Source organism: Laribacter hongkongensis DSM 14985, assembly GCF_000423285.1.
GTDB classification, from domain to species: Bacteria; Pseudomonadota; Gammaproteobacteria; order Burkholderiales; family Aquaspirillaceae; genus Laribacter; species Laribacter hongkongensis.
Genome location: NZ_AUHR01000001.1, coordinates 225,353 through 250,556, shown reverse-complemented (window position 1 = coordinate 250,556; position 25,204 = coordinate 225,353). Strand labels below are relative to the sequence as shown.

Genomic DNA, 25,204 nt, shown 5'->3' with positions numbered 1-25,204 from the left:
GATCCAAGATGTTGAAGCAGTCCCTGTCCGCTCTCGCCGTCGTCACCCTGCTGGCCGCTTGCGCCAGCACCAAGCCGGCCGATCCGAATGCCAATGCCAACGCCGCTGGTGCCAACCAGGGCGCTACTGCCGGCCAGATGACCTCCGGCAACGTCGATCCGCTGAAGGATCCGAACAACATCCTGTCCAAGCGCAGCGTGTACTTCGACTTCGACAGCTCGGCCGTCAAGGGTGAATACCGCCCGGTAGTGGAAGCCCATGCCCAGTACCTGAAGCAGAACACTGCCCGCAAGGCGCAGATCCAGGGCAACACTGACGCCCGCGGCAGCCGCGAATACAACCTGGCCCTCGGCCAGCGCCGTTCGGAATCGGTCAAGCAGGCCATGCGTGTGCTCGGCGTGCCGGAAGCCCAGCTCGAAGCCGTCAGCTTCGGCAAGGAAAAGCCGCGCGCTACCGGCACCACCGCCGCTGACTACGCTGAAAACCGCCGCGCCGACGTGGTGTACGACGGCGAATAAGCAGGGTTACGGTCCGGCCGCAGGCTGACCCGTACCTCCCCGACCCGGATGCGGCTGTGGCAACATCCGGGTTGTTTTTTGCCGACTCCGAAAGCCCGTTCGCATGAATCCGATTCTCCGACGCCTGACCCTGGCCGCGTTGCCGGCCTTCGTGGCGGCTGGTTGCGCCTCGACCAACGATCTGGAGCAGACCCGTGCCCAGGTCGTGCAGCAGCAGCAGCGCCTGCAACAGATCGAAAGCAAGATTTCCAACGAGCAGCTGCTGGAAATGTTGCGGCAGGTGGAAATCCTCAAGGCCGAGACCGCCAAGCTCAAGGGCGATGTCGAGGTGCTGACCTATAACCTGCAAACCACCCAGACCCGCCAGAACGACCTCTACAACGACCTGGACCAGCGCCTGATGCCGCTGGAGGGCAAGACGGCCGCACCGGCTGCCGCCGCCGGTGAAACTGCCGGCAATCCGGCCGTGGCGCAGACCCAGCCGACGGTCGATCCGGTACAGGCCGGTTATGACCAGGCGCTGGGTCTCTTGCGCCAGCGGGACTTCAAGAAGGCCATCCCGGCGCTCAAGAGCTTTATCGATGCCAATCCGCAGGCTGCGCAGGCTCCCGATGCCCGCTACTGGCTGGGCGTCGCCTACAACGCCGAACGCCAGTTCCAGCCGGCCATCGACACCTACCAGCGCTTTATCGAGCTGTCGCCCAACCATCCACGTGTGCCGGATGCCATGCGCAACCTTGGCGGTTGCCAGCGTGACCTGGGTGACACCGCCCGTGCCAAGTCCACCTGGCAGGCGCTGATCAAGAAATTCCCCAAGAGCGAAGCCGCCCAGAAAGCCAAACAGCAGCTGGCCAGCCTCAAGTGAGGGCCGGATGGCGTGCAGTCACCGAATTTGTCGTGCTGTTCGCCGGCCTGCTGGCCTACATCGTGGTCGGGCTGGTGCGGGAAGCCATCGGCTGGCTGCGCCGGACCGGACGTGGCCCCGGCTGATTCAGCCGGTTGCCTGCGGCTGTACGTCCAGCCAGTACAGGCCGTAGTGGACGTGATGCTGCTGCAAAGCCGTGACCATTGCCCGCGTCAGCCGGTGGCCGGCTGCCAGCAGCAGGCGGCCGTCCGCTGTAACCAGGTTCTGCGTCAGCAGGTCACCGGCGCGCAGCCGGCCGACACGGGTGCGTTTTCCTGATGGCAAACTGACGGCAGGCACGGGTGGCGACATGAATGTCGTGGCCATGTGGTGCAGCGGATCGCTGCGTGGTCGCTTGTGGCTCAGCAGGTGCCACACCATTGCCTCGATGTCCGCTGGCCGCAGCGGTTTGGCCAAAAAACCGTCGGCGAGCAGGGCTTCGGCTGCCAGCCGGTGCAGCGGGTCATCATGGCAACTGAGAAAGACGAACGGAATGTTGGGGCGGGTGGCCGTTTGCCCAGCACGGATATGTGCCAGCAGCTCCAGCCCGTTCATCGGCGTCATCTCCACATCGCAGACGATGGCATCAATGTAGTGCTCATGAATCACCCTGATGGCGCTGTTGCCATCCGTGGCCTGCAACAGACGTTCAGGCTGGGTGCCCATGCCGGTCAGCACCCGTGCCAGCAGGGCCCGGACCAGAAGCAGGTCATCGACGATCAGGATGCGCGCTTGCGCCAGAGGGATGGACATGGCATGACTCCGGTCATCACATGGCATTCAGCATATGTGATGATCGGAGCCATGATGCTACGGTATGCCGGAAGGTACGGGTGACGGTGTTTGAGCATGTGTGGCGCGTAACACGGTAATGGTTTCCGCACCGAAGTGCCGGCGATACTGTAACAGCACGCTGATCACGGCGGAGGTCAGGATGCTGCCGCGCGGCAGCAGCAGGTTACCCGAGTGGCTGCACAGGTCTGCCGTCAGCAGCTGACCCGGTGCCATGGCCAGTACCGGTCGGGTGAGCGAGAGCCCGGCCGGCAGCGCTGCCGGCAGCCTGACCACCTGGCAGCAGGCCGGTTCGGCCGGCCGGCGCGTGGCCAGCAGGCGGATGATGCTGCGCTCGACCTGGAGCGGGTGCGGCGGTTTGGCGATCACGCCGTCCACTGCCAGCCGGGCCGCTGCCAGCCGGTGTTCCGGCGTGCCGTCGGCGGTGACGACCAGCACCGGCTGGTTGGCCGGGGCCGCACTCTCGCCCTGGCGGATGCGTGCCAAGAGTTCCAGCCCGCTGACCGGCGCAAAATCCAGCGCGCTGATGACGATGTCTGCCGGTTGCTCGGCCAGCTGCGCCAGTGCGCTCTGCCCGTGCTCGGCGTGGTGGATGCTGGTGGCCGGAATGCCGAGCCGGGTCAGGATGCCGGTCAGGATGGCGCGGGCCGGCGGCAGCCGGTCGACCAGCAGGATGCGGCTGGCCGCGAGTCGTTCCCTCATGCTGTCTCTCCGCTGCCGGTCGTGTCGTTGCCGGTTTCCGGACCGGGCAGGCGTGTCACCAGCAACTGGTCGATGCGGTGGCTGTCGATGTCGACCACTTCAAAGTTGTAGCCGGCAAACTTGACGCAGTCGGTGCGCTTGGGAATCTTGCGCAGCATGTACATCATGAAGCCGGCGATGGTTTCGTAATGCTCGTCGTCCGGAAACTGGTCGATCGCCAGTGCCCGCATCACGTCGTCGATCGGCGTCACGCCGTCCACCAGCCACGAATGCTCGTCGCGCTGCACGATCTGTTCTTCCTCGCCGGCGCTGATCAGGTCACCCATCACCGTGCTCATCACGTCGTTGAGGGTGATCACGCCCACTACCAGCGCGTACTCGTTGAGGATGACGGCGAAGTCCTCGCGGGCGCTCTTGAAGCGGGCCAGGATTTCCGACAGCGTCAGCGTGTCCGGAATCAGCAGCACCTGCCGCAGCATCGGCTCGGTCTTGAGCGAGATCGACTGGCCGTTGAGCATGCGTACCAGCAGGTCCTTGCTGTCGACATAGCCGACCACCCGGTCGATTTCACCATCGCTGACCAGATACTTGCTGTGGGCGTTGGCGGCCACCGTCTGCCGTACCTGTTCGCTGTCGGCATTCAGCGGCAGCCAGACGATGCTCTCGCGTACGGTCATCGACGAAGCCACCGTGCGGCTTTCCAGTTCGAACACGTTCTCGATCAGCTGGTGCTCGCCGGCGGCCAGCACACCGGCTTCGGCACCGGCTGCCACCACGGCCGCGATGTCTTCGGACGTGATGGCGTCCTCATGCCGGGTGGGGATCTTCAGCAGGCGGAAGATCGCGTCGGCCAGCCCGCTGAAAAACCATACCAGCGGCCGGCACAGCGTCACGCACACCAGCATCGGCCGGACCACCCGCACGGCAATGGCTTCCGGAAACAGCAGCCCCAGCCGCTTGGGTACGAGGTCGGCGATCAGGATGAACAACGCCGTTACGGTCACGAACGAACAGACAAAGCTGATGGTGGCCAGCTCCGGGCCGGTGTAGACCAGCCCGATCAGGCCGGAATAGTACGGGGTAAAGGCCGACTCGCCGACGATGCCGCCGAGGATGGCCACGGCGTTGACGCCGATCTGCACCACGGTGAAAAAATGTCCCGGCTCGGCCTGCAAGGCCAGCACCCGCCGGGCGTTGACATGGCCTTCGTCGGCCCACTGGCGCAGGCGCATCTTGCGGGCGGCGGCCAGGGCGATTTCCGAAATCGAGAAGAACATGCTGGCGGCGATCAGCAGCAGGATCAGCCCCAGTTGCTGTGCAAAACTCATACAGTATCCGTCAGTAGTGTCCGGTTTTTGCTGCCGGACGAGGCCACCAGCATACACCGTGAGCCCGTACCAGCCGCATGGGCTGGCGTAAAATGCCCGGTCCGAAGCTGAAAAACCTGACCGGTTTCCGAACAAAAGCATGACAAATTCCTGTGAGCTGTGCACACCCTCTCCGTTTCCGGTGCTGTTTGCCGACACCCGCCTGAGCGTGGTGCTGGTCACCGACACACCGGACTATCCGGCATTCTGCCGCGTGATCTGGCGCGGACACGTACGCGAAATGACCGATCTGTCCGCCGCCGACCGGGCCTACCTGATGGACTGGGTGTTCCGTACCGAAGCGGCCCTGCGCACGGTGCTGGCACCCGACAAGATCAATCTGGCCAGCCTTGGTAACGTGGTACCGCACCTGCACTGGCACGTGATCCCGCGTTTTGCCGACGACGCGCATTTTCCGGCGCCGGTCTGGGCAGCGCGGGCCCGCGACGGCGTGGCCCATGGCCGGCCGGACCTGGCCGCAGCCCTGCGGGAAGTGCTGGGCACCAACCCGCCGGCGCCACAAGGCCTGGCGTGACAGACAGCCTGGTGCCGGCCGCAAGAGCCGGATGCCGGCTGGCCGACGTGAAATGAAGCAGACCGCCGGCCGTGGGCCGGCGCGCAAGGAAGTGATGGCAGCATGAAGTGGTGGCAATTGGGCAGCATCGCAGGTCTGGTGCTGGGATTGGGAGCGTGTTCCGAACAGGCCACGCAGGATCTGGCAGACGCCGCGCTCAAGGCCGGCCAGCAGGCCGTGGTCAAGGAGCTGAAAAACCTGGCGCAGGCCTCCGCGCAGCCGGCAACGGCACCGGCTGCTGACCCGGAGGTCGTTGAACTGGTCTCCGGTACCCGGGCGGTGGGGCAGCGGGATTTCACCAATGCCAAGAAGGTGTTGCCGCGGGTGTTCCGCGGGCTGGAGGAGGATTTTTATTGCGGTTGCCGCTATCAGGGCAAGGATGTGGACTGGGCCAGTTGTGGCTTCGTACCGCGCAAGAACGCCGAGCGTGCCAGCCGCATCGAATGGGAACACGTCGTGCCGGCATGGACGCTGGGCCACCAGCGCCAGTGCTGGCAGGACGGCGGGCGCAAGAACTGCGCCGCCAGCGACCCGGTGTTCCGCATGGCCGAAGGCGATCTGGTCAACCTGGTGCCGGCCGTCGGTGAAGTGAACGGCGACCGCAGCAACTATCCGTTCAGCGCCTGGAGCCGGCAGCCCGAACCGGTATACGGCCAGTGCCGGACGGTGGTCGATTTCGGCATGAAGCGGGTGCAGCCGCGCGAGGAGGTTCGTGGCCGCGTGGCACGCATCCAGTTCTACATGCACGAACGCTACGGCCTGCGCATGTCCGCCCAGGACCGGCAGCTGTTCTGCGCCTGGAGCCGAGAATATCCGGTTGATGGCTGGGAAACCGAGCGCAACCGGCGCATCGAGGCCATCCAGGGCAGCGGCAACGGTTTTGTGACCGATCCGGCGAAACTGGCTGCCGTGTGCGGCTGAGCAGACGGCATCAGCCCAGCCGGAAATAGGCAACCGAATCCACCAGCTGCGCCGACATGGCGTCGAGCCCCTGCATGCCGTCGGCGAGCTGCCGGGTGGCGCCGTGGTTGTCGCGGGCCAGCTGCGCGACATGAGCGGCCTGTTCGGCCATGCGCCGGGTGCCCTCGCGGGCATGCCCCAGCTGTTCGACGATGGCGGCGATGTCCTGTCGCGCCACCTCGGCGCTGGCGCTGATCTGCTTCATGGTCAGCAGCGCCCGGTCGGCCAGCCCGGCGCTGCCTTCTGCCTGGGTGGCATTCTGGCGGAAGTCCTCGCCGGCACTGGTTGCCGTGGCGCGGATTTCGGTCATGAACCGGGTGATCGATTCGGTGGACTGGCGGGTGCGGTCGGCCAGTTTCCGGACTTCGTCGGCCACCACGGCAAAGCCCCGTCCCTGCTCCCCGGCGCGGGCCGCTTCAATGGCGGCATTCAGCGCCAGCAGATTGGTCTGCTCGGTCACTTCGCTGATCATCTGCACGATCTGGTTGACCTGTGAAATCCGCTCGTCGAGGGCACTGATCCAGTGGGCAGCCTTCTTGACGGCACCGGCTGATTCGCGGATTTCCTCCACGACCTGCAGGATGACCTGCTCGCCGGCCTGGGTCTGCTGCCGGCTCTGGTCGGCCCGCAGGGCTGCGGCATGCATGGTGTCGATGGCACCCGCCAGCTGCTCGGTGTCGGCAGTGATCTGCTCGGTGGCCGTTTGCTGCCGGGCGCTGCTGCTGTCAAGACCGCTGGCCAGCCGGGCGATTTCGCAGGACACCTGGCCCAGGCCGGTGCTGCAGGTGCTCATCTGGCTGACGACCGCGTGCCATTGCTGTTGCAGCCGTGCCAGCTCGCCGATCAGGCTGTGCTCGGTGCCGGCCTGCGGTTGGATGGAGCGCGACAGGTTGCCTTCGGCCAGCTGGTGGGTCAGCTGGCGTGCATCGCGGGGTTCGCCGCCCAGCTGCTGGAACATGCTGCGGTACAGCCAGCGGGCCGCCAGCAGCAGCAGCAGGGCAGTCAGCCCGGCACAACCGGCAATCCACAGGCTGGCCTGCCACAGGCTGGCTTGCAGGCTGGCGGCTTCGGCAGACGTTTCGGTGTCGAGGTGGGCACTGAGGGCCGAGAGCTGCTCGTCCGAGCGGGTGACCTGACGGTCAAATTCGTCCATCAGCGCATTGCCCTCTGCCCGGCCCTGTTCATACGCGGGCAGCATGCGTTCGCCCTGGGCCAGCGTGGTGGCGGCAGAAGCCTTGAGGCTGCGGGCTTCGCCAGCCAGAGCCGGTGCCAGCTTGGCCAGCAGGTCGAGGCTTTTGAGCGCCTGAGCCTGCGCCTCGCGCGCCTCGGTGAGCGAATCCGGATTACCGGTCAGCGCGGCATCGGTCAGGAACTGCTGTACCTGTACCAGCTGGTAGCGGGACTCCGCCAGGGTACCCATCAGGGGTGTGGTGACTGTCTGGGCCAGCCGGATGTGGTGACGGATCACCTGCAACTGCTGGACGGCCACGCCGGCCAGAATGCCCAGCAGGACCAGGCAGGTGCCGATGAAAATGCTCAGGCGGGTACTCAGGCGCAAGGCAGGACGGGGCATGACGGTCTCCGGCAGCTGGGGTATGCGCAAAGCATAGTCAGGGCCGCGTGTCATGCCAGCCTTGCCGGCCGGAAGGCACCATCCGGTGCCCGTCCGCAGGTCAGATGTTGGCGCCCTCGTCGACAAACACCGACAGTTTCTTCGGTCGTACCCACACTGCATCACCCGGCAGCAGGCCGAGCTGGCGGTATTCTTCGCGTGACAGCGCCGCGTCGATCAGGCGGTCGTCGTCGGCGCGTACCTCTATTCGCACCACCGGCCCGACGGCGTGGATGTGCTCGACCACTCCGCGTGCCAGCGCCTCGCCGGCCTCGCGCGACAGCGCGAGGTCGTGCGGTCGCACGTAGATCCGTGCTGCGCCTCCGGATTGCGCGGCCGGGGTTTCCAGCCGGTGCCGGTAGTCGCCGATCGCCACGCCACCGGCTTCGATCCGCCCGTGGAACAGGTTGACGTCACCGAGGAACTGGGTCACGAACGGACTGGCCGGCGCATCGTAGATCTGCGCCGGGGCACCGACCTGCTCGATGGCACCGTGGTTCATCACCACCACCCGGTCGGACACTTCCAGCGCCTCTTCCTGGTCGTGGGTGACGAACACGCTGGTGATGTGCATTTCGTCGTGCAGGTGGCGCAGCCAGCGGCGCAGTTCCTTGCGCACCTTGGCGTCCAGCGCCCCGAACGGCTCGTCGAGCAGCAGCACCTTCGGCTCCACCGCCAGCGAGCGCGCCAGGGCAATGCGCTGGCGCTGGCCGCCCGACAACTGGCTCGGGTACGCGTCAGCCAGCCAGTCGAGCTGCACCAGCTTCAAAAGCTGCATCACCTTGTCGCGGATCGCCTCTTTCGGCGGCCGGCTGGCGCGCGGGCGCACGTTCAGGCCGAAGGCCACGTTGTCGAACACCGTCATGTGGCGGAAGAGGGCGTAATGCTGGAACACGAAACCGACCTGGCGTTCGCGCACATGGCGGTCGGTGGCGTCTTCGCCGTGAAACAGGATCTGGCCGCTGTCGGGCACTTCCAGCCCGGCGATGATGCGCAGCAGCGTGGTCTTGCCGCAGCCCGACGGGCCGAGCAGGGCCAGCAGCTCGCCCGAACCGATGTCGAGGCTGACATCGTCCAACGCGACAAAATCACCGAAGGTCTTGCGGATATGGCGGATATCGATACTCATGGACGTCCATCCTGTCAGGGAGTCGGTGCGCTGACAGCCAGCCGGGCGCGGGCTTCGAGCGGTACGTCGCGGCCGGCAGCGTGTTCGCGGCTGGCGCGCCATTCGACGAGGGTTTTCAGCACCAGCGTCACCAGCGCCAGCAGGGCAAGGATGGCCGCGCAGGCAAAGGCACCGACGAAGTTGTATTCGTTGTAAAGGATTTCCACGTGCAGCGGGATGGTGTTGGTTTCGCCGCGGATGTGGCCGGACACCACGCTGACCGCACCGAACTCGCCCATCGCCCGCGCATTGGTGAGGATGACGCCGTAGAGCAGGCCCCACTTGATGTTGGGCAGCGTCACCTTCCAGAAGGTCTGCCAGCCCGAGGCACCCAGCACGATGGCGGCCTGTTCCTCGTCGGCGCCCTGCGCCTGCATCAGCGGGATCAGTTCGCGGGCGACAAACGGGAAGGTGACGAACACGGTGGCCAGCACGATGCCCGGCACGGCAAACATCACCTTGATGTCGTGGTCGGCCAGCCACGGGCCGAGCCAGCCGGCGCTGCCGAACAGCAGCATGTACATCAGGCCGGCCACCACCGGGCTGACCGAAAACGGCAGGTCGATCAGCGTGGTCAGCAGGCTCTTGCCGGGAAACTCGAAGCGGGCGATCGCCCACGCCATCGCCACGCCGAACACCACGTTCAGCGGTACCGAAATGGCGGCGGTCAGCAGGGTTAGCCGGATGGCGCTGACGGCCTCCGGCTCGGTCAGGGCGGCGGCGAACAGCTCCCAGCCCTTGGAAAACGCCTCCCAGAACACCGAGACCAGCGGGACCAGCAGGAACAGGGTCAGGAACGCCAGGGCGATGGCGGTCAGCAGCCAGCGTACCGGCCGTGATTCTGTGGTGGCGGCCGAACGCCGGTCGTGGGCAGCAAGAGCCATGGACGGGGCCTCCCTAGCGCACACCGTGGCGGCGGTTGGCCCACCACTGGATGCCGTTGATGACGAAAAGCAGGACGAAGGCGATCACCAGCATCGCCACGGCAATGGCCGTCGCGCCGAGGTAGTCGTATTGCTCGAGCTTGCCGATGATCAGCAGCGGGGCAATCTCCGACACCATCGGCAGGTTGCCGGCAATGAAGATCACCGAGCCGAATTCACCGCTGGCGCGGGCAAATGCCAGGGTGGCGCCGGTCAGCAGTGCCGGTGTCAGCGCCGGAAACAGCACGTGGCGGAAAATCTGCCAGCGGCTGGCGCCGAGGCTGGAGGCGGCTTCTTCCAGTTCGGTTTCGAGGTCTTCCAGCACCGGCTGCACCGTGCGCACCACAAAGGGCAGGCTGACGAAGGTCAGCGCCACCAGGATGCCCAGCGGGGTGAAGGCCACCTTGATGCCCAGGGGTTCGAGCCACTGGCCGAACCAGCCGTTGGGCGCGTACAGCGTGGCCAGCGCAATGCCGGCCACTGCGGTGGGCAGGGCAAAGGGCAGGTCTACCAGCGCATCCACCAGCCGCTTGCCCGGGAACGGGTAGCGCACCAGCACCCAGGCCACCAGAAAGCCCATGACCGCGTTGATGAGGGCCGCCAGCGCCGAAGCGCCGAACGAGAGGCCCAGGGCGGACAGGACTCGCGGGTTGAACACGGCGGCGGCGAAGCCGGCCCAGCCGAGGGCGCCCAGCTTCATCACCAGGGCGGCCAGCGGCAGCAGCACGATCAGGGACAGCCAGAAGAGGCCGTAGCCCAGCCCCAGGCCAAAGCCCGGCAGCACGGAGTGGCGCGCGAATGCCATGCTGATTCCTGCCTAGCGCTTGGCGTAGATCTGGTCGAAGGTGCCGCCGTCCTTGAAGTGGACGTCCATGGCCTTCTTCCAGCTGCCGAAGGTTTCTTCAACGGTAAAGGTCCTGATCGGCGGGAACTGGCTGCTGAACTTCGCCAGCACGGCCTTGTCGCGCGGACGCAGGTAGTTCTGCGCGGCGATGGTCTGGCCTTCCGGGCTCCACAGGTATTGCAGGTAGGCTTCGGCCTCCTTGCGGGTGCCCTTCTTGTCGACCACCTTGTCGACCACCGACACCGGGCTTTCGGCAAGGATCGACACTTTCGGATAGACCACGTCAAAGCTGCCGCGGCCGAATTCGCGTGCCACCATTTCCGCCTCGTTCTCGAACGTCACCAGCACGTCACCGATCTGGCGCTGCATGAAGGTGGTGGTGGCGGCCCGGCCGCCGGCATCCAGCACCGGCACGTTGGCAAACAGCTTCTGTACGTAGGCGCGTGCGGCCGGTTCACCGCCGGCCTGCTGCGCCTGGCCCCAGGCGGCAAGATAGGTGTAACGGCCGTTGCCGGTGATCTTCGGATTGGGAATGATCACCTGCACGCCCGGCTTCACCAGGTCGTTCCAGTCGCGGACCTGCTTCGGGTTGCCCTTGCGGACGAGGAAAATCATGGTCGAGGAAAACGGTGCGGCATTGTCCAGCAGGCGTTTTTGCCAAGTGGCCGGCAGCAGGCCGCCGCGCTCGGCCAGGAGATCGATGTCCGGTGCCTGGTTCATGGTGATCACGTCGGCCTGCAGGCCGTTGGCAACGCTCATGGCCTGCTTGGACGAGCCGCCGTGCGACTGTTGCAGGGTAACCGTTTCGCCGGTCCGGGCCTTGTAGGCCTTCTGGAACGCCGGGTTGTAGTCCTTGTAGAAGTCGCGCATCACGTCGTAGCTGACGTTGAGCAGGGTGGCATCTGCAAGGGCCGGCAGGGACAGGCCGGCGAGGGACAGGGCCAGGAACAGGCGGCGCAGGGTGGCAGGCATGACACGGACTCCGGGCGGAATGGCAATGCCCGGAGCTTACCCAATTGTCTTTATATCCATAAAGACCGATTGTTAATTCGTTTATATCTTTTGGAAATTAAACGACAGGAACCGGCGAGGCCGCTTTCTATACTGGACCCCGGCGGGATGTCCCCGCGTGAAAGGCATGCCATGACGCATTCTCCTCCGGTATCCGGACTGGTCAGCGTGGCCAGTCCGCTGGATGTCGGCCGGACACTGGACCGGTTGTCCGCTGCGCTGACGCAACGTGGCTGGTGCGAATTTGTCCGCATCGACCATGCCGCCGCCGCAGCGGCCGTCGGGCTCAGCCTGTTGCCGCGCACCGTGCTGGTATTCGGCAACCCGGCCAGCGGCACCGGGCCCATGCAGCACGCACCGACCCTGGCCATCGACCTGCCGATGAAAATGCTGGTGTGGCAGGACGATGCCGGGCAGGTCTGGGTGAGCTACAACAGTGCCGGTTATTTTGCGGATGTCATCCTTGCACGCCACAATCTTGTTCCACCGGATGGCCAACACGAACGGCTGGCGGATCTGCTGGACCAGGTTGTACAGGACGCAACCGCATTTTATGCGGAATAGCCTTGTTTCACGTTCAAAATGACTGGATCAGGGTTATTTCTTGAAATAAACGGCTGCAGTGTCTATTTTTCGGGTTCGGCAGATCTTTCAGGGCGTTGGCATGGCTGATACCCGTCAATTTTTCGCCGAGGCCGGACCGGCACCATGCCGGTCTGGCGTGTCTGGATCATTGCCCCGGTATCTGCCGGGGTTTTTTTGGGTACAAGTTCCGGTCAGCCGGCACTCAGCCGCAGCAGTGCCCGGCTGACCAGCACCAGCCCCATGCTGGCGGTGACCGTCATGGCCGAGCCATAGCCGGCGCAAGCCAGCCCCTGCGGCGCGGCACCGCTTTCACAGGCGGCGCCGGCCTGCGGCTTGCGGACCGGTTCGTCGGAAAACACGCATTCGATGCCGAACCGGGCCTTGGGATCGCGCGAAAAACCGTATTTCTTGCGCAGTTCATAGCGCAGGCGGGCACAGACCGGGTCGCCGGTGACCCGGGCCAGGTCGGCTACCTGGATGCGGGTGGGGTCGATGCGGCCGCCTGCGGCCCCGCTGACCAGCAAGGGCAGCGACTGGCGCCGGCACCAGGCCGCCATGGCGGCCTTGGCGCGCAGGTCGTCGATGGCGTCGATCACCAGCCCGACGGGCGGGGCCAGCAGGGTGGCGACATTGTCGGCGCTGATGAAATCCTCGACGGTGTGGACCTGGCAGGCCGGGTTGACCAGCCGGACGCGCTCGGCCATTGCCTCGACCTTGGGCAGGCCGAAAGTGCCGTCCAGCGCGTGGATCTGCCGGTTGACGTTGGATTCGCACACGTTGTCGAGGTCGATCAGCGTCAGCTCGCCCACCCCGGCGCGGGCCAGTGCTTCCACGGCCCAGCTGCCCACGCCGCCGATGCCGACCACGCAGACATGGGACTGGCGGATGCGGCCGGCTTCGGCGTCGCCATACAAACGGTGCATGCCGCCAAAGCGGCGGTCGAGGTCGGGCGCAGTCATCGCGGCAAGTCCCTGAAAAAACGGCGGATGCTAGCGCCCTCCTGCCTGCGCCGGCAAGAGGCGGCCGGCCGGCTTGACCGGGGTCAAGGCCTGGATATGCAAAATAAATAGAATGGCCGGCGTTTTTGTCCACGGAAAGACACGCATGACTGCCTGCCGTATTGCCATGATCGGAGCCGGTGAAACCGGTACGCCGCTGTTGCAGCAACTGATTGATGCACCGTTTGTCGAAGTGGTCGGCGTGGCCGACCTTGATCCGGCCCAGCCGGGCATGCAGCTGGCGACCCGTCACGGCGTGGCCGTGACCACGCAGTTCCAGGCGCTGGCCCGTGACGCCTCGATCGACATCCTGATCGACGTGACCGGCGTACCCGAAGTACGCGACAACCTGCGCGCCATCATGCAGGTCACCAGCAACACCCACACCCTCATCATGCACGAGCGCATTGCGCTGCTGATGCTGTCGCTGTCGGCCGGCCAGTGGGTCGGCAGCAAGCACGACGACCTCGAATACGCCTGAGCCTGCCTGCCGGGAATGCCTGCCGGCGCAGTGTTCCGGCCGGTGTCATGACCGGTGCTGCACACACGACAACGCCGCATTTCCTGGTCCGGGAAGTGCGGCGTTGTCGTTACGGGCCTTGGGGTCGGCAGTCAGGCAGCGTTGCCGACCGGGGCCCGCCGGCCATGTTGCCTGTGTAGGCCGCCCGCCGTGTGCGCCCGTCCGGTCCCGTTGCGCCGGGCGCTGCCGGCCGTTTCCGGCCGGAAGCCGGCGCAGGAAGGCATTACCACGAGGTGTCGCGGTCCGGCGTGGCAGTGATGCGGTGCAGTGACAGGTCAGCGCCGTTGTATTCCGCCTCGTCCTCCAGGCGCAGGCCCATCGAGCGGCGCAGCAGGCCGTATACGGCCAGTCCGCCGGCAAATGCCAGCGTGACCAGTCCCAGCGTGCCCGCCAGCTGGCTGGCGAAGCTGACCCCGCCCAGTCCGCCCAGGGCTGTCTGGCCGAAAATGCCGCAGGCCAGCCCGCCCCACACTCCGCACAGGCCGTGCAGCGGCCAGACACCGAGCACGTCGTCGATCTTCCAGCGGTTTTGCGTCAGGGTGAACAGCTGGACGAACAGTGCGCCGGCCACCGCTCCGACCACCAGTGCCCCGACCGGGTGCATCACGTCGGAACCGGCGCACACGGCCACCAGCCCGGCCAGTGGGCCGTTGTGGATGAAGCCGGGGTCATTGCGGCCAAGCCATTGTGCCGCCAGCGTGCCGCCGACCATGGCCATCAGCGAATTCATCGCCACCAGCCCGGAAATTGCCTCCAGCCGCTGCGCGCTCATCACGTTGAAGCCGAACCAGCCCACGATCAGGATCCAGGCACCCAGCGCCAGGAACGGGATGGAGGACGGCGGGTGGGCGGCAATGCCGCCTTCCCGGGTATAGCGGCCCCGGCGCGGGCCGAGCAGCAGCACGGCGGCCAGCGCCATCCAGCCGCCCGAAGCGTGAACCACCACCGAGCCGGCAAAATCGTGGAATGCAGCGCCGAAGGTGGCTGTCAGCCAGTCCTGCACGCCGAAGTGGTTGTTCCAGGCCAGCCCCTCGATCAGCGGGTAGACCAGTCCCACCAGCAGGAAGGTGGCGGCGGTCTGCGGCCGCAGGTTGGCCCGTTCGGCGATGCCGCCGGAAATGATGGCCGGGATGGCGGCGGCAAAGGTGAGCAGGAAGAAGAACCTGACCAGTTCATAACCGTGACTGGCCGCCAGCAGCGTGGCCGGTGCCCAGAACGACACGCCGTAGGCCAGCGTGTAGCCGACGGTGAAATACGCCACCGCCGACACGGCAAAGTCGGTGAGGATCTTGACGAGGGCGTTGACCTGGTTTTTTTTGCGTACGGTGCCGAGTTCCAGAAAGGCAAACCCGGCATGCATGGCCAGGATCATGATGGCGCCGAGCAGCAGGAACAGGACGTCGCTCGAAGTCGGGGCAGGAGAAGTCATGGTAGGCACCGTGATGGGGAATACGGTGCTGTTTTAGCAATATTTATGCCAATAGTTTATTTTGTGTCGAAGACCATGCAGGCTACCCGTGCCTCATCTTGATGCATTCATGCCGTTTCCGGGTGCATCTGTTGGCGCTGTTTTTGTGCCAGTCCGGCATAGTGCGCTGCTTTGTCCGGCTGTCCGGTATGGGCATAGAGCACAGACAGGTTGTGGCTGGCCAGAAAACTGCCGCGGGCCGGAAGGCTGTTTTCATGATGGTGGGCGGTGCCAAGCTCAAGGCAGCCCAGCCAGGCTGCTTCGATGACAGACAGGATGGCCGGCGCGTCGGCCGGTGCGGCGATGGCGTAGTCCAACAGCAGGTCGCCCAGCACGAACAGGAAATCGGCCGAGTCGGCCAGATGCGGCTGCCAGTGTTCCGCCAGGGGGATGGCCTGGTCGAAACGGCCAAGCTTTTTCAGGCAGAACAGCAGGCGGCACACCAAGTCTGCCGTATAGGGAGGGTATCCGGCCGTGTCGGGCAGGGCCTGGAGGTAGTGATGGACGGCGGTGGCAAAGTCGTCGCGGACCTCGAATTCCTTGCCGGCTTGGTAGTGCAGATAGGGATTGGTCGGATACGCTACCAGCTCTGCCTGCAGCAGTGGCAGGTTGCGTTCTTTCTTGTGGGCATTGAGCGGATGCTCCAGATAGCCATCATGCCCTAGCACGATCCGGGTACGGAAATACGGCAGGTCCGAGGCGGGGTGTTCGTGTATCCGTCCCTGATAGCGGACCGTTGCAGGCAGCAGCCGCGGAATCCAGCAGTCGGCATGCGTCCGCAGCCCTTCTAGGACACACTCGCTGCGGACGCATACAAGCCCAGTGCTGTCTGGTACATGACGGACTGCTTCACGCAAAGTTGCCGGATCGACCAGCCATTCATCCGCGTCAATGACGAAATTCCAGTCCGTACAGGAAAGGGACAACGCCGCATTGCGGGCAGCGGAAAAATCGTCATTCCATGCAAAATGTCCGATCCGGCAGCCAAACCGGCTGGCGATGGCAACGGTGTCGTCGGTTGATCCGGTATCTACCACCACGATTTCGTCAACGTGTGCGGACACGCTTTCAAGGCAGCGGGCAAGCCGAGCGGCTTCGTTTCTGACAATCAGGGTAGCGCTGACGCTGGGCATGGACAATATTCCGGTCATCGATAACGGAGGGCATCTAGGCAGAAGGGACCATCCGAGTCAAGTCCGGGCAGCCCGGATGCCTTTGCCTACACTGAAGGGTCGCTGCCGCCTGGCGGTATTTCAGGAAGGAACACATATGGACAAGCTCCTGCATCTTGACCTCAATCTCGACAAGCACCTCGACGCTACACTGGTGATCGAATGCCCTGTCTGTGGCCATGAAATCACTCACCATTTCCGTTCGCTGGAGCCCGACAGCGTGCTGGTGTGCAGCCAGTGCCAGCACAGCGTCACGGTCAGCGAGGCTGACCTGGAGCGGGCCGAGGCGCTCTACCAGGCCATGCTGCGTGACGGCGAGCAGTAACCCCGGCCGGGCGGCCCGGTTGACAGCGCCCGCCCGGACACCGACCATCGCGCTCCCTGTCGTTGTCCCCTGGTTGCATCATGCCGCGCGCCGATGTTGTTCTGGTTGAACTGGGCCTTGCGCCGTCCCGTACCGTTGCCCAGCGGCTGATCGCCGCCGGGCGTGTGCATGTCGAGCGCGGCGGCCGGTCCGTGACCGTGAAAAAATCCAGTGAAACGCTGGATGCCGGCGAAGCGGTCGGGATCACGCCGGACCCGGCCGACCGCTACGTGTCGCGCGGGGCGCTCAAGCTGGAAGGCGCTCTGGCGCGGACCGGCGTCAGCGTGTCCGGCCGGCTGGCGCTGGACGTGGGCCAGTCCACGGGTGGCTTTACCGACTGCCTGTTGCAGGCCGGTGCGGCACGGGTGGTGGGCATCGACGTCGGTCACGGGCAACTGCATCCGCGCATTGCCGATGATCCCCGGGTGGTGGCGTTTGAAGGCATCAATGCCCGTGCACTCGATCTGGCTGCCATCCGGGCCGCCGCCGGGCAGGATTCCGTCGACCTGATCGTGTGCGACGTGTCGTTCATCTCGCTGACGCTGGCCTTGCCGCCGGCCCTGCCGCTGCTGGCACCGGGCGGCGTGTTGCTGTCGCTGGTCAAGCCGCAGTTTGAAGTCGGCCGCGAAGGCATCGGCCGTGGCGGACTGGTGCGCGATGCCGGCCTCTATCCGCAGGTGGAAACGAAAATCCGCATCCTGTGTGCCGAAGCCGGTCTGAGCGTGCGTGATTACTTCGACAGCCCGATCCTGGGGGGCGACGGCAACCGCGAGTTTTTCGTCTGCGCCGTGCGCGAATAACGCCCGGATCTGGCGCTTGCCGGTGAGTGTGCCCGGGATTCATGCCGTGGCCGGAGATTCATGATCCAATCATGCCGGATGCCGGCGCACAGGCATGTTCCTTTGCCTGCCGGTTGTCCTTTGGTGGAGGTGGCTGGCTCCCGGCGGCAGGACTCCTTAGTGTCCAGGCGGTCTGGAACCGGCTGACCGGGAGTGCCGCCTCGCGTCAGAGGGCAGGCCCGGGATCCGGCCCGGTCACTGTTTGCCCGGCTCATGTGCCTGTATTGTTGCCTGCCTGTGCTTTGCGCGGAGTAGCCTGCCGGTGTTGCCGGTCTGGTTCCGCCAGCAGTGTGTCCGGCTTCAGGGGCTGGCAGGGCGCCGCCGGTTGGCTGCACCCATGCTGCACGGGCGGATTCAGCCCAGTTGCTGGCCGGCAAGGCCTGGGCGGCCGGCGACAAATGCGCTGGCCTCCAGCCGCTTGCCACCGGCGGGTTGCAGGCTGGTGATGCAGAGTGCTCCCTCGCCGCAGGCCACGGTCAGGCCATGCCGGTCGGCGGCGATGACCATGCCGGGCGTGCCGCTGCCCGCAACCGGGGTGGCGGCCCAGACTTTCAGGGTTTCGCCGCCCAGCCGGGTCCAGGCGCCAGGCACCGGGCAGTAGCCGCGCACGCGCCGATCGAGCTCGGCAGCCGGCAGGTTCCAGTCGAGTCCGGCTTCTTCCTTGCTGAGTTTCTGCGCGTAGGTGACGCCGGCTTCCGGCTGGATCACTGGCGGGTAGCGATCCGGGGTGGCCAGCACGTCGACAATCGCGCTGGCACCCAGTGCCATCAGGCGGTCGTGCAGGCTGGCGGCGGTGTCGTCCAGGCTGATCGGCGTGGTGACGACATGGCGCATCGGCCCGGTGTCGAGACCGGCTTCCATCTGCATGATGGTGACGCCGGATTCGGCATCACCGGCGAGAATGGCGCGCTGGATCGGCGCGGCACCGCGCCAGCGCGGCAGGATGGAGGCATGGATGTTGAGGCAGCCCAGCCGCGGCAGGTCGAGCACGGCCTGTGGCAGGATCAGCCCGTAGGCGGCCACCACCATCACGTCGGCCTCCACGGCACGCAGCATGGCCTGGGCCTCGTCGTTGCGCAGGCTCAGGGGTTGCTCGACCCGCAGGCCGAGTTCCAGCGCCCGTGCCTTGACGGCCGAGGGCTTGAGCTTCATGCCGCGGCCGGCCGGCCGGTCGGGCTGGGTCAGCACCAGCGGAATGTCGTGGCCGGCGGCGGCCAGGGCCGAGAGGGCGGCGGCGGCAAAGTCGGGAGTGCCGGCAAAAATCAGTTTCATGGGCGCACCGTGGACAAAAAGGCCGGCGGCCGAAAGGCCGCCGTGGTGAATCGGAACCACCCCGTTCCGGGGCAGGAAGCCAGCAGTTACAGGCTCTGGCGCTCGCGCTTCTTCAGCTTCTGCTTGATGCGGCTCTGCTTCATCTGCGACAGGTGTTCGACGAACACCTTGCCGTCGAGGTGGTCGATTTCATGCTGGATGCAGATGGCCAGGAGACCTTCGGCGTCGAGGCTGAAGGGCTGGCCATTGCGGTCGAGGGCTTCGACGGTGACGGTTTCGGCACGGGTGACCTTGTCATAGATGCCGGGCACCGACAGGCAGCCTTCTTCGTATACGGTTTCGCCGGCCTTGCGGGTGATGACCGGGTTGATCAAGACCAGAAGGCCGTCGTGTTCTTCCGACAGGTCGATCACCACCAGCCGTCGGTGATAGTCGATCTGGGTGGCGGCCAGCCCGATGCCGTGGGCGGCGTACATGGTCTCGGCCATGTCGTCGATCAGGCGGCGCAAGGCGTCGTCGACAACGTCGACCGGCCTGGCTACCGTGTGCAGCCGTTCGTCGGGGTAATGCAGGATGTTGAGTAGCGCCATGGCGTGATAATGTCTGTAAATCAGAGGGATGCGAGCGGGCGGCACTGCCGTCGGCTGGCACTTTACATGTGGGTGCCGTGAGCTGTTTGACAAGGGTCGCCATGCCGTCAACCACCATTATATCGACAGCTGCCTGCTCTGACGGATTCCGTGCAGGCTCCCGTTCTGCCACTGCCTTGCCGGCGGCCCTGTTGCATCTGGCCCACATTCCCGGCCTGGGTGCCGTTCGCCTCAACCGCTTGTTGCAGGCATTCGGCTCGGCCGAAGCGGTACTGGAGGCCGGTACGGCCGGGCTGACCGGCATCGTGCCGGCCAGACTGGCCGAGGCCATCGTGCAGACCGACACCCGGCGCGAACAGGAGGCCGTGGCAGCATGGCTGGCGCGCGGCGAAGGGCGCGACCTGCTGACGCTGGCCGATGCCGACTATCCGCCGGCGCTGGCCGAGCTGACCGACCCGCCACCGCTGCTGTACTTGCACGGCCGGCGCGAGCTGTTGCAACAGCCGATGCTGGCCGTGGTGGGCAGCCGGCAGGCAACGCCGCAGGGACGACGGGATGCCACCCGCTTTGCCCGGGCACTGGCCGGATCGGGGCTGACCGTGGTCAGCGGCCTGGCGGCCGGCATTGATGCGGCTGCGCACGAAGGTGCACTGGCAGCCGGGGGCGGGACCGTCGGCGTCATCGGCACCGGCATCGACCGCATTTATCCGGCAGCCAATCGTGATCTGGCGTACCGGATGGCGGCCGAAGGGTTGCTGGTCAGCGAGCTGCCGCTGGGCAGTCCGCCGCTGGCCGCGCATTTTCCGCGGCGCAACCGGGTGATTGCCGGGTTGAGCCTGGGATGCCTGGTGGTGGAAGCCGACCTCGAAAGCGGCTCGCTCATCACCGCCCGGCTGGCCCTGGAGGCCGGGCGTGAGGTGTTTGCCATGCCGGGGTCGATCCACTCGCCGGTGGCCAAGGGCTGCCATGCCCTGATCCGGGAAGGTGCCAAGCTGACCGAGTGCCTGGAGGACATCCTGTCCGAGTTGCCGCCCGTGCTGTCTCCGCCGGCGGCGGTGACCCGGTCGCAGGCTGTGCCGCAGGTCATCGAGGATGCGGTACTGGCTGCGCTGGGAGCAGAAATCCTGACGCTGGACAGCCTTGTCGAGCGTACGGGCTTGACGGTCGACACCCTTTTGGGGATGCTGCTCGCTCACGAGCTTGCCGGACAGGTTGTGGGACTGCCGGGCGGGCGTTATCAGCGCATGCTGTAACCTTTTGACGGTGCAGCATTTTTTCTTTCCGGTTCTGGTTCATTCATGTTTGATGTCATCGCCTTTCTGGTGCAGGAGTATCGCGACTTTTCGGCCTGTCCCGGCCCGGACGATCTGGCGCGCAAGCTGGCAGCGGTGGGATTCGAGGATGACGTGATCCATGATGCACTGGACTGGCTGTCGTCACTGCTGGCGCAAGGGGCCGTGCCCGAGGTGCTGGCCGAAAGCCGCCTGCCGCGCATCCTGACCCAGGAAGAGCGCGAGGGCCTGCCGCTGGAAGTACAGGATTTTGTGCTGTTCCTGGATCGGGTCGCCGCCGTCAACAACGTGCAGCGCGAGCAGATCCTCGACCGGCTGATGGATGTGCCGCCCGACGAACGCTCGCTGGATGCCGCCCGCCTGACCGTGCTGGCAGTGCTGTGGCGCCACGCGGCCGAGGTCGATGCGCTGATCGCCGAGGAACTGATGGTGGCGATCGACGGACCCATGCCGTTGCAATAAGGGCCATCTGCCCTTGTGGAGTGCCATCCATCGCTCTACCATGCCGCCCTTCGACAGGCCGGGCTTGCGTTTTGTGCACGTCTCCCGGATAGAAACAAGGGTTCCGACCCGCTGCATCACGTGATATCGACATGCCCGCCAATCTGCTGATCGTTGAGTCGCCCTCAAAGGCGAAACCGCTGAAAAAATACCTCGGGGCCGACTTCGAGGTACTCGCCTCTTATGGGCACGTGCGCGATCTGGTGCCGAAGAACGGCGCTGTCGATCCCGAGCACGACTTTGCGATGAAGTACCAGATCATCGCCAAGAACGCCAAGCACGTGGACGCCATCGCGTCGGCAGTGCGCGAGGCCGACAACATCTACCTCGCAACCGACCCGGACCGCGAAGGCGAAGCGATCTCGTGGCACCTGTTGCAGATCCTGCAATCGAAAAAGCTGCTCAAGGACAAGAACGTCCAGCGCGTGGTGTTCCACGAAATCACCCAGAACGCCGTGCTGGATGCCGTGGCGCATCCGCGCAACATCCTGCAGGAACTGGTGGATGCCCAGCAGGCACGCCGGGCGCTCGACTACCTGGTCGGCTTCAAGCTCTCGCCGCTCCTGTGGAAGAAAATCCGCCGCGGCCTGTCGGCCGGCCGGGTACAGAGCCCGGCCCTGCGGCTGATCTGCGAACGCGAAGCGGAAATCCGCGCCTTCGAAACCCGCGAATACTGGTCGGTGCACCTCGACAGCCACAAGGGCCGGCAGAAATTCTCCGCCCGCCTGACCGACTGGCTGGGCCGCAAGCTCGACCAGTTCGACATCCCCGACGAAACGTCGCAGGCCGGTATCCTCGCTGCCCTGGCGGGCAAGCCTGCCAGCGTGACGGCGGTGGAAAAGAAAAAGAAGTCGCGCAGTCCGGCTGCACCGTTCACCACCTCGACCCTGCAACAGGAAGCCGTGCGCAAGCTCGGCATGACCACCGACCGCACCATGCGCACCGCGCAGCAGCTCTACGAAGGGGTCGATGTCGGCCAGGGCCAGGTCGGCCTGATCACCTACATGCGTACCGACGCCGTGGTGCTGTCCAACGACGCGCTGACCGAAATCCGCTATTACATCGGCGAACACTTTGACGCCGACTACCTGCCCAAGAGCCCGGTCAGCTACAAGAACAAGTCGAAGAACGCCCAGGAAGCGCACGAAGCCATCCGGCCGACCTCGATCTTCCGTACGCCCGAATCGGTCAAGCCCTTCCTGACGCCCGAGCAGTTCAAGCTCTACACCATGATCTGGAAGCGCACGCTGGCCTGCCAGATGGCACCGGCGAAGTTCGATACCACCGCCGTCGACATCACCGTCGGCGACGGCGTGTTCCGTGCCAGCGGCCAGGTGCTGACCTTTCCCGGCTTCATCGCCGTCTACCAGGAAGACAAGGACAGCGACGATGCTGCCGCCGGTGACGACGACGAAGCCCGCCTGCCGGTACTGGAGGTCGGCGACGAACTGCCGGTCGACAAGCTCTACGGCGAGCAGCACTTCACCCAGCCACCGCCGCGCTATTCCGAAGCCAGCCTCGTCAAGGCGCTGGAGGAATACGGCATCGGTCGCCCGTCCACCTACGCCTCGATCATCAAGACGCTGAAGGACCGCGAATACGTCACGCTGGAGAAAAAACGCTTCGAGCCGACCGACACCGGTGACATCGTCAACAAGTTCCTGACCGAGCACTTCGAACAGTACGTCGACTACAACTTCACCGCCCGGCTGGAAGACCAGCTTGACGACATCTCCAACGGCAAGCGCCAGTGGGTGCCGGTGCTCGACAGCTTCTGGCAGGGCTTCAAGAAGCAGCTGGAGGAAAAGGAAGGCATCAGCCGCGCCGAAGTCACCACCCAGCAGCTTGACGAAGCCTGCCCCAAGTGCGGCAAGCCGCTGAACATCCGCTTCGGCAAGCGCGGCCGCTTCATCGGCTGCACCGGCTACCCGGAATGCGACTACACCCGCAACCTCAACGAAACCGCCGAAGAAGCCGCAGCGGCCGCCGCTGCCGAGCAGGAAGAACTGGTGGTGATCGAAGACCGGGTGTGCCCGGAGGACGGCGGCCAGCTCGTCATCAAGAAGGGCCGCTTCGGCAAGTTCATCGGCTGCGCCAACTACCCCAAGTGCAAGCACATCGAGCCCCTGGAAAAGCCGCGTGATACCGGCGTCACCTGCCCGGTGTGCAAGACCGGCCATCTGGTCGAGAAAAAGAGCCGCTACGGCAAGCTCTTCTACAGCTGCAACACCTATCCCAAGTGCACCTACGCGGTGTGGAATCCGCCGGTGGCGGAAAACTGCCCGCAGTGCGGCTGGCCGGTGCTGACCATCAAGACCACCAAGCGCCGAGGCACCGAAAAGGTGTGCCCGCAGAAGGAATGCGGCTGGAGCGAAGTCATCGCCCCGCCGGCCGGCAAGGACGAAGCACCGGCCGACTGAGCGGCACGCCTCTCAGCCGTTTTCCCGCACGCCACGCCTGACACGCGTGGCGTGCGGCTTTTCAGGGCGGCGACCACGACTGGCGGTAGCCGGCCGGTCCGGGCATGGCGATGCGCTCCGGCAGGTTCCGGGTCAGCCTGTCTTCCACCGGACAAACCGGGCGGGCAGGCCGTGGCGTATTCCGGCCTGTTCCGGGCACCACCAGCGTCATGTCGGCTGCGATGAAGCCGGCGGCATGTCCGGTCCTCCGTGTTGTCACCGGTACGTTCCCCGACTCCCTGCCAAGGCGGCCGGGCACGGTATTGCCCTTGGGCGCCGGCCGCAGGCCGGGGCAACGTGCGCCGATCTGGCGGAGTTGTCTCCTGGCTCCTCCTGCGCGTACCACACGGGCCAGTCATGCTGGGCCGACAAGCCGGCCGCTCATCCCGTGCCGGAAAGCGGCCGTCCCGTGTTGCCGTGCCGGCAGCCATGCTTCCGGCCGGCCTGCCGCTGCCACGGCATGCCCCGGGCATGGCCCGGCACCTCTTTCCGGTCAGCCTGGCCGGCCGCAGTGGGAAAAGCGACTGTGCCCGGCGCAATCCTGCTGCGGGCGGGCTTGACGGTGGCGTTGTCAGGTAAGGACAATTTACCCATATAGGTTTGACCGCCCGGCCTTGTCGGTCCGGGCGGTCGTTCATGTGGGGATCATGGAAGCAACATCCTTGTCGGCCGGTGTCGGGCCGACTGCGTTTGACGACATGCGCGCCGGCATCCGGCGCGGTTTTCCGATCGTGCTGGGTTACCTGCCGCTCGGCTTTGCCTTTGGCGTGCTGGCCGTGCAGAACGGCATCCCCGGCTACGCCGCGGTGCTGATGTCGATCTTGGTGTTTGCCGGCTCCGGCCAGTTCATCGCTGCGGCCATGTGGGGCGCAGGGGCAGCACCGTGGGCGATCATCTTCACCAACCTGATCATCAACCTGCGCTACCTCTTCATGTGCGCGGCGCTGGCGCCGTGGCTGTCGCGCTTTTCGCGCCTGCGGCAGGTGCTGTTCGGCTACGAAATCACCGATGAAATCTTTGCCGTCCACTCCAGCGCCATGCACCGGCATGAAACCGCGCGGGCGCCCCTGGTGTTTGCCGTCAACCTGACTGCCCACTCGGGCTGGGTCGGCGGCACGCTGCTGGGTGCCGTGTCCGGTTCGCTGCTGGCCGATCCGCGCCATCTGGGGCTGGACTTTGCCTTGCCGGCCATGTTCTTTGCCCTGCTGGTGCCGCTGTGCCTGACGCGCCTGCGGCTGCTGGTGGCCCTGCTGGCCGGTGGTCTGTCGGTCGGCTTTGCCCTTCTGGGCACCGGCAGTTGGAACGTGATCCTTGCCACCCTGATCGGCGCGTCGGTTGCCACCTGGCTGACCCGGAAAGAGGACAAGGCATGAGCTCGACGTCACTGTGGATCACCATTCTGGGCATGGCGCTGGTGACGGCGCTGCTGCGTGCGCTGCCGATCACCCTGCTGGCCGGCCGCCAGCTGCCGCCCCTTCTCGCCCGCTGGCTGTCGTTCGTGCCGGTGACGGTGCTGGCGGCCCTGCTGCTGCCGGACATCGTGCTGCGGCAAGGCGAACTGGCACTGACCGTCGACAACCTGTTCCTGTGGGCATCGCTGCCGACGCTGGCGGTGGCCTATTTCACCCGCAACTTCTTCGGCACCATGCTGACCGGCATGGTGACAGTGGGAGTGGCACGCTGGCTGCTGCCGGCCGTGTTCGGGCTGTAGCCGCGCATCCAGTCAGGATCTGGCCGACACGCTTTCGCGTCCACGTTGGCGGAAGGGC

At 65.6% G+C, this 25,204-nt stretch carries 28 protein-coding genes; 14 read left to right on the top strand and 14 right to left on the bottom strand.

All coding sequences use genetic code 11. From position 1 onward, the window contains the following. Nucleotides 1-8 precede the first annotated feature (8 nt). From pal to G542_RS19390, 3 genes are all read left to right on the top strand, one after another. On the top strand, nucleotides 9-518 hold the full coding sequence (gene pal, locus G542_RS0101210) for a peptidoglycan-associated lipoprotein Pal (RefSeq protein WP_012698612.1): 510 nt from the start codon (nucleotides 9-11) through the stop codon (nucleotides 516-518). A 103-nt stretch (nucleotides 519-621) separates the two neighbouring features. Continuing rightward, a complete protein-coding gene (gene ybgF, locus G542_RS0101205; protein ID WP_027823169.1) occupies nucleotides 622-1,383 on the top strand; it encodes a tol-pal system protein YbgF in 762 nt (253 codons plus the stop codon). After that, nucleotides 1,380-1,508, top strand: coding sequence for a hypothetical protein (locus tag G542_RS19390; RefSeq protein WP_012698610.1), 129 nt, complete (start codon nucleotides 1,380-1,382; stop codon nucleotides 1,506-1,508). Before ybgF ends, G542_RS19390 begins: the two co-directional genes overlap by 4 nt. Before the next feature lies 1 nt (nucleotide 1,509). Here G542_RS19390 and G542_RS15560 read toward each other — a convergent pair whose 3' ends face one another. From G542_RS15560 to paeA, 3 genes are read right to left on the bottom strand one after another with little or no spacing between them, the layout of a single operon-like run. Further along, nucleotides 1,510-2,175, bottom strand: a complete 666-nt coding sequence (locus G542_RS15560; RefSeq protein WP_012698609.1) for a response regulator — start codon at nucleotides 2,173-2,175, stop codon at nucleotides 1,510-1,512. A gap of 57 nt (nucleotides 2,176-2,232) precedes the next feature. Further along, nucleotides 2,233-2,916: a response regulator gene (locus G542_RS0101190; RefSeq protein WP_012698608.1), complete on the bottom strand. Its 684-nt coding sequence runs from the start codon at nucleotides 2,914-2,916 to the stop codon at nucleotides 2,233-2,235. Further along, the gene (gene paeA, locus G542_RS0101185) at nucleotides 2,913-4,244 is read right to left on the bottom strand and encodes a polyamine export protein PaeA (RefSeq protein ID WP_027823168.1); all 1,332 of its coding nucleotides are present in this window, start codon (nucleotides 4,242-4,244) and stop codon (nucleotides 2,913-2,915) included. The genes G542_RS0101190 and paeA overlap by 4 nt, the downstream gene beginning before the upstream one ends. Nucleotides 4,245-4,383: 139 nt before the next feature. On the opposite strand from paeA, the gene G542_RS0101180 reads away from it, so the two are divergent. Further along, on the top strand, nucleotides 4,384-4,818 hold the full coding sequence (locus G542_RS0101180) for an HIT family protein (RefSeq protein ID WP_012698606.1): 435 nt from the start codon (nucleotides 4,384-4,386) through the stop codon (nucleotides 4,816-4,818). A 102-nt stretch (nucleotides 4,819-4,920) separates the two neighbouring features. Next, a complete protein-coding gene (locus G542_RS0101175; protein WP_027823167.1) occupies nucleotides 4,921-5,778 on the top strand; it encodes an endonuclease in 858 nt (285 codons plus the stop codon). 10 nt (nucleotides 5,779-5,788) lie between these two features. On the opposite strand, the gene G542_RS0101170 is transcribed toward G542_RS0101175, so the two are convergent. From G542_RS0101170 to G542_RS0101150, 5 genes are all read right to left on the bottom strand, one after another. Further along, a complete protein-coding gene (locus G542_RS0101170; RefSeq protein WP_027823166.1) occupies nucleotides 5,789-7,390 on the bottom strand; it encodes a methyl-accepting chemotaxis protein in 1,602 nt (533 codons plus the stop codon). 100 nt (nucleotides 7,391-7,490) lie between these two features. Then, complete coding sequence (locus tag G542_RS0101165) at nucleotides 7,491-8,558, bottom strand: sulfate/molybdate ABC transporter ATP-binding protein (protein WP_012698603.1); 1,068 nt, start codon at nucleotides 8,556-8,558, stop codon at nucleotides 7,491-7,493. Between the two features lie 14 nt (nucleotides 8,559-8,572). Next, on the bottom strand, nucleotides 8,573-9,481 hold the full coding sequence (gene cysW / locus G542_RS0101160; protein WP_012698602.1) for a sulfate ABC transporter permease subunit CysW: 909 nt from the start codon (nucleotides 9,479-9,481) through the stop codon (nucleotides 8,573-8,575). 13 nt (nucleotides 9,482-9,494) lie between these two features. Further along, on the bottom strand, nucleotides 9,495-10,325 hold the full coding sequence (gene cysT / locus G542_RS0101155) for a sulfate ABC transporter permease subunit CysT (protein WP_012698600.1): 831 nt from the start codon (nucleotides 10,323-10,325) through the stop codon (nucleotides 9,495-9,497). Between the two features lie 12 nt (nucleotides 10,326-10,337). Next, nucleotides 10,338-11,336 carry a sulfate ABC transporter substrate-binding protein gene (locus tag G542_RS0101150; RefSeq protein WP_155826570.1) on the bottom strand — a complete coding sequence of 333 codons (999 nt, stop codon included), beginning with the start codon at nucleotides 11,334-11,336 and terminating at the stop codon, nucleotides 10,338-10,340. Between the two features lie 171 nt (nucleotides 11,337-11,507). Here G542_RS0101150 and G542_RS15555 point away from each other — a divergent pair, with 171 nt between their 5' ends. Beyond that, complete coding sequence (locus G542_RS15555) at nucleotides 11,508-11,939, top strand: DUF302 domain-containing protein (protein ID WP_027823164.1); 432 nt, start codon at nucleotides 11,508-11,510, stop codon at nucleotides 11,937-11,939. Nucleotides 11,940-12,151: 212 nt separating this feature from the next. On the opposite strand, the gene G542_RS15550 is transcribed toward G542_RS15555, so the two are convergent. After that, nucleotides 12,152-12,919 (bottom strand): tRNA threonylcarbamoyladenosine dehydratase, encoded by a 768-nt coding sequence (locus G542_RS15550; protein ID WP_012698598.1) that lies wholly within the window; start codon nucleotides 12,917-12,919, stop codon nucleotides 12,152-12,154. 145 nt (nucleotides 12,920-13,064) lie between these two features. On the opposite strand from G542_RS15550, the gene G542_RS0101135 reads away from it, so the two are divergent. Continuing rightward, nucleotides 13,065-13,439 carry a Gfo/Idh/MocA family oxidoreductase gene (locus G542_RS0101135; protein WP_027823163.1) on the top strand — a complete coding sequence of 125 codons (375 nt, stop codon included), beginning with the start codon at nucleotides 13,065-13,067 and terminating at the stop codon, nucleotides 13,437-13,439. A 262-nt stretch (nucleotides 13,440-13,701) separates the two neighbouring features. On the opposite strand, the gene G542_RS0101130 is transcribed toward G542_RS0101135, so the two are convergent. Together G542_RS0101130 and G542_RS0101125 are read right to left on the bottom strand one after the other, a co-directional pair. Continuing rightward, nucleotides 13,702-14,907: an ammonium transporter gene (locus G542_RS0101130; protein ID WP_027823162.1), complete on the bottom strand. Its 1,206-nt coding sequence runs from the start codon at nucleotides 14,905-14,907 to the stop codon at nucleotides 13,702-13,704. Nucleotides 14,908-15,014: 107 nt separating this feature from the next. Beyond that, entirely contained in the window at nucleotides 15,015-16,079 is a 1,065-nt protein-coding gene (locus G542_RS0101125) for a glycosyltransferase family 2 protein (RefSeq protein ID WP_012698593.1), read from the bottom strand. A 136-nt stretch (nucleotides 16,080-16,215) separates the two neighbouring features. Here G542_RS0101125 and G542_RS0101120 point away from each other — a divergent pair, with 136 nt between their 5' ends. Together G542_RS0101120 and G542_RS0101115 are read left to right on the top strand one after the other, a co-directional pair. After that, the gene (locus G542_RS0101120) at nucleotides 16,216-16,443 is read left to right on the top strand and encodes a hypothetical protein (RefSeq protein WP_012698592.1); all 228 of its coding nucleotides are present in this window, start codon (nucleotides 16,216-16,218) and stop codon (nucleotides 16,441-16,443) included. Nucleotides 16,444-16,523: 80 nt separating this feature from the next. Further along, the gene (locus G542_RS0101115; protein ID WP_027823160.1) at nucleotides 16,524-17,282 is read left to right on the top strand and encodes a TlyA family RNA methyltransferase; all 759 of its coding nucleotides are present in this window, start codon (nucleotides 16,524-16,526) and stop codon (nucleotides 17,280-17,282) included. 393 nt (nucleotides 17,283-17,675) lie between these two features. Here the strand turns inward: G542_RS0101115 and fmt are convergent, their stop codons facing one another. Continuing rightward, the gene (fmt, locus tag G542_RS0101110) at nucleotides 17,676-18,593 is read right to left on the bottom strand and encodes a methionyl-tRNA formyltransferase (protein WP_027823159.1); all 918 of its coding nucleotides are present in this window, start codon (nucleotides 18,591-18,593) and stop codon (nucleotides 17,676-17,678) included. A gap of 86 nt (nucleotides 18,594-18,679) precedes the next feature. Beyond that, nucleotides 18,680-19,183, bottom strand: coding sequence for a peptide deformylase (gene def / locus G542_RS0101105; protein ID WP_012698588.1), 504 nt, complete (start codon nucleotides 19,181-19,183; stop codon nucleotides 18,680-18,682). A 191-nt stretch (nucleotides 19,184-19,374) separates the two neighbouring features. Here def and dprA point away from each other — a divergent pair, with 191 nt between their 5' ends. The 3 genes from dprA to topA all read left to right on the top strand — a co-directional run bounded on the left by dprA (nucleotide 19,375) and on the right by topA (nucleotide 23,396). Further along, entirely contained in the window at nucleotides 19,375-20,436 is a 1,062-nt protein-coding gene (dprA, locus tag G542_RS0101100; RefSeq protein ID WP_308417715.1) for a DNA-processing protein DprA, read from the top strand. Between the two features lie 45 nt (nucleotides 20,437-20,481). Further along, entirely contained in the window at nucleotides 20,482-20,937 is a 456-nt protein-coding gene (locus G542_RS0101095; protein WP_012698585.1) for a Smg family protein, read from the top strand. A 131-nt stretch (nucleotides 20,938-21,068) separates the two neighbouring features. Then, on the top strand, nucleotides 21,069-23,396 hold the full coding sequence (topA, locus tag G542_RS0101090; protein ID WP_012698584.1) for a type I DNA topoisomerase: 2,328 nt from the start codon (nucleotides 21,069-21,071) through the stop codon (nucleotides 23,394-23,396). A 61-nt stretch (nucleotides 23,397-23,457) separates the two neighbouring features. Here topA and G542_RS18355 read toward each other — a convergent pair whose 3' ends face one another. After that, nucleotides 23,458-23,655: a hypothetical protein gene (locus tag G542_RS18355; protein WP_012698583.1), complete on the bottom strand. Its 198-nt coding sequence runs from the start codon at nucleotides 23,653-23,655 to the stop codon at nucleotides 23,458-23,460. A 427-nt stretch (nucleotides 23,656-24,082) separates the two neighbouring features. Between G542_RS18355 and G542_RS0101075 the strand changes: the two genes are divergently transcribed. Both G542_RS0101075 and G542_RS0101070 read left to right on the top strand, forming a co-directional pair. Further along, a complete protein-coding gene (locus tag G542_RS0101075) occupies nucleotides 24,083-24,808 on the top strand; it encodes an AzlC family ABC transporter permease (protein WP_027823156.1) in 726 nt (241 codons plus the stop codon). Further along, nucleotides 24,805-25,146, top strand: a complete 342-nt coding sequence (locus G542_RS0101070; RefSeq protein ID WP_027823155.1) for an AzlD domain-containing protein — start codon at nucleotides 24,805-24,807, stop codon at nucleotides 25,144-25,146. Before G542_RS0101075 ends, G542_RS0101070 begins: the two co-directional genes overlap by 4 nt. Nucleotides 25,147-25,204: the final 58 nt, after the last annotated feature.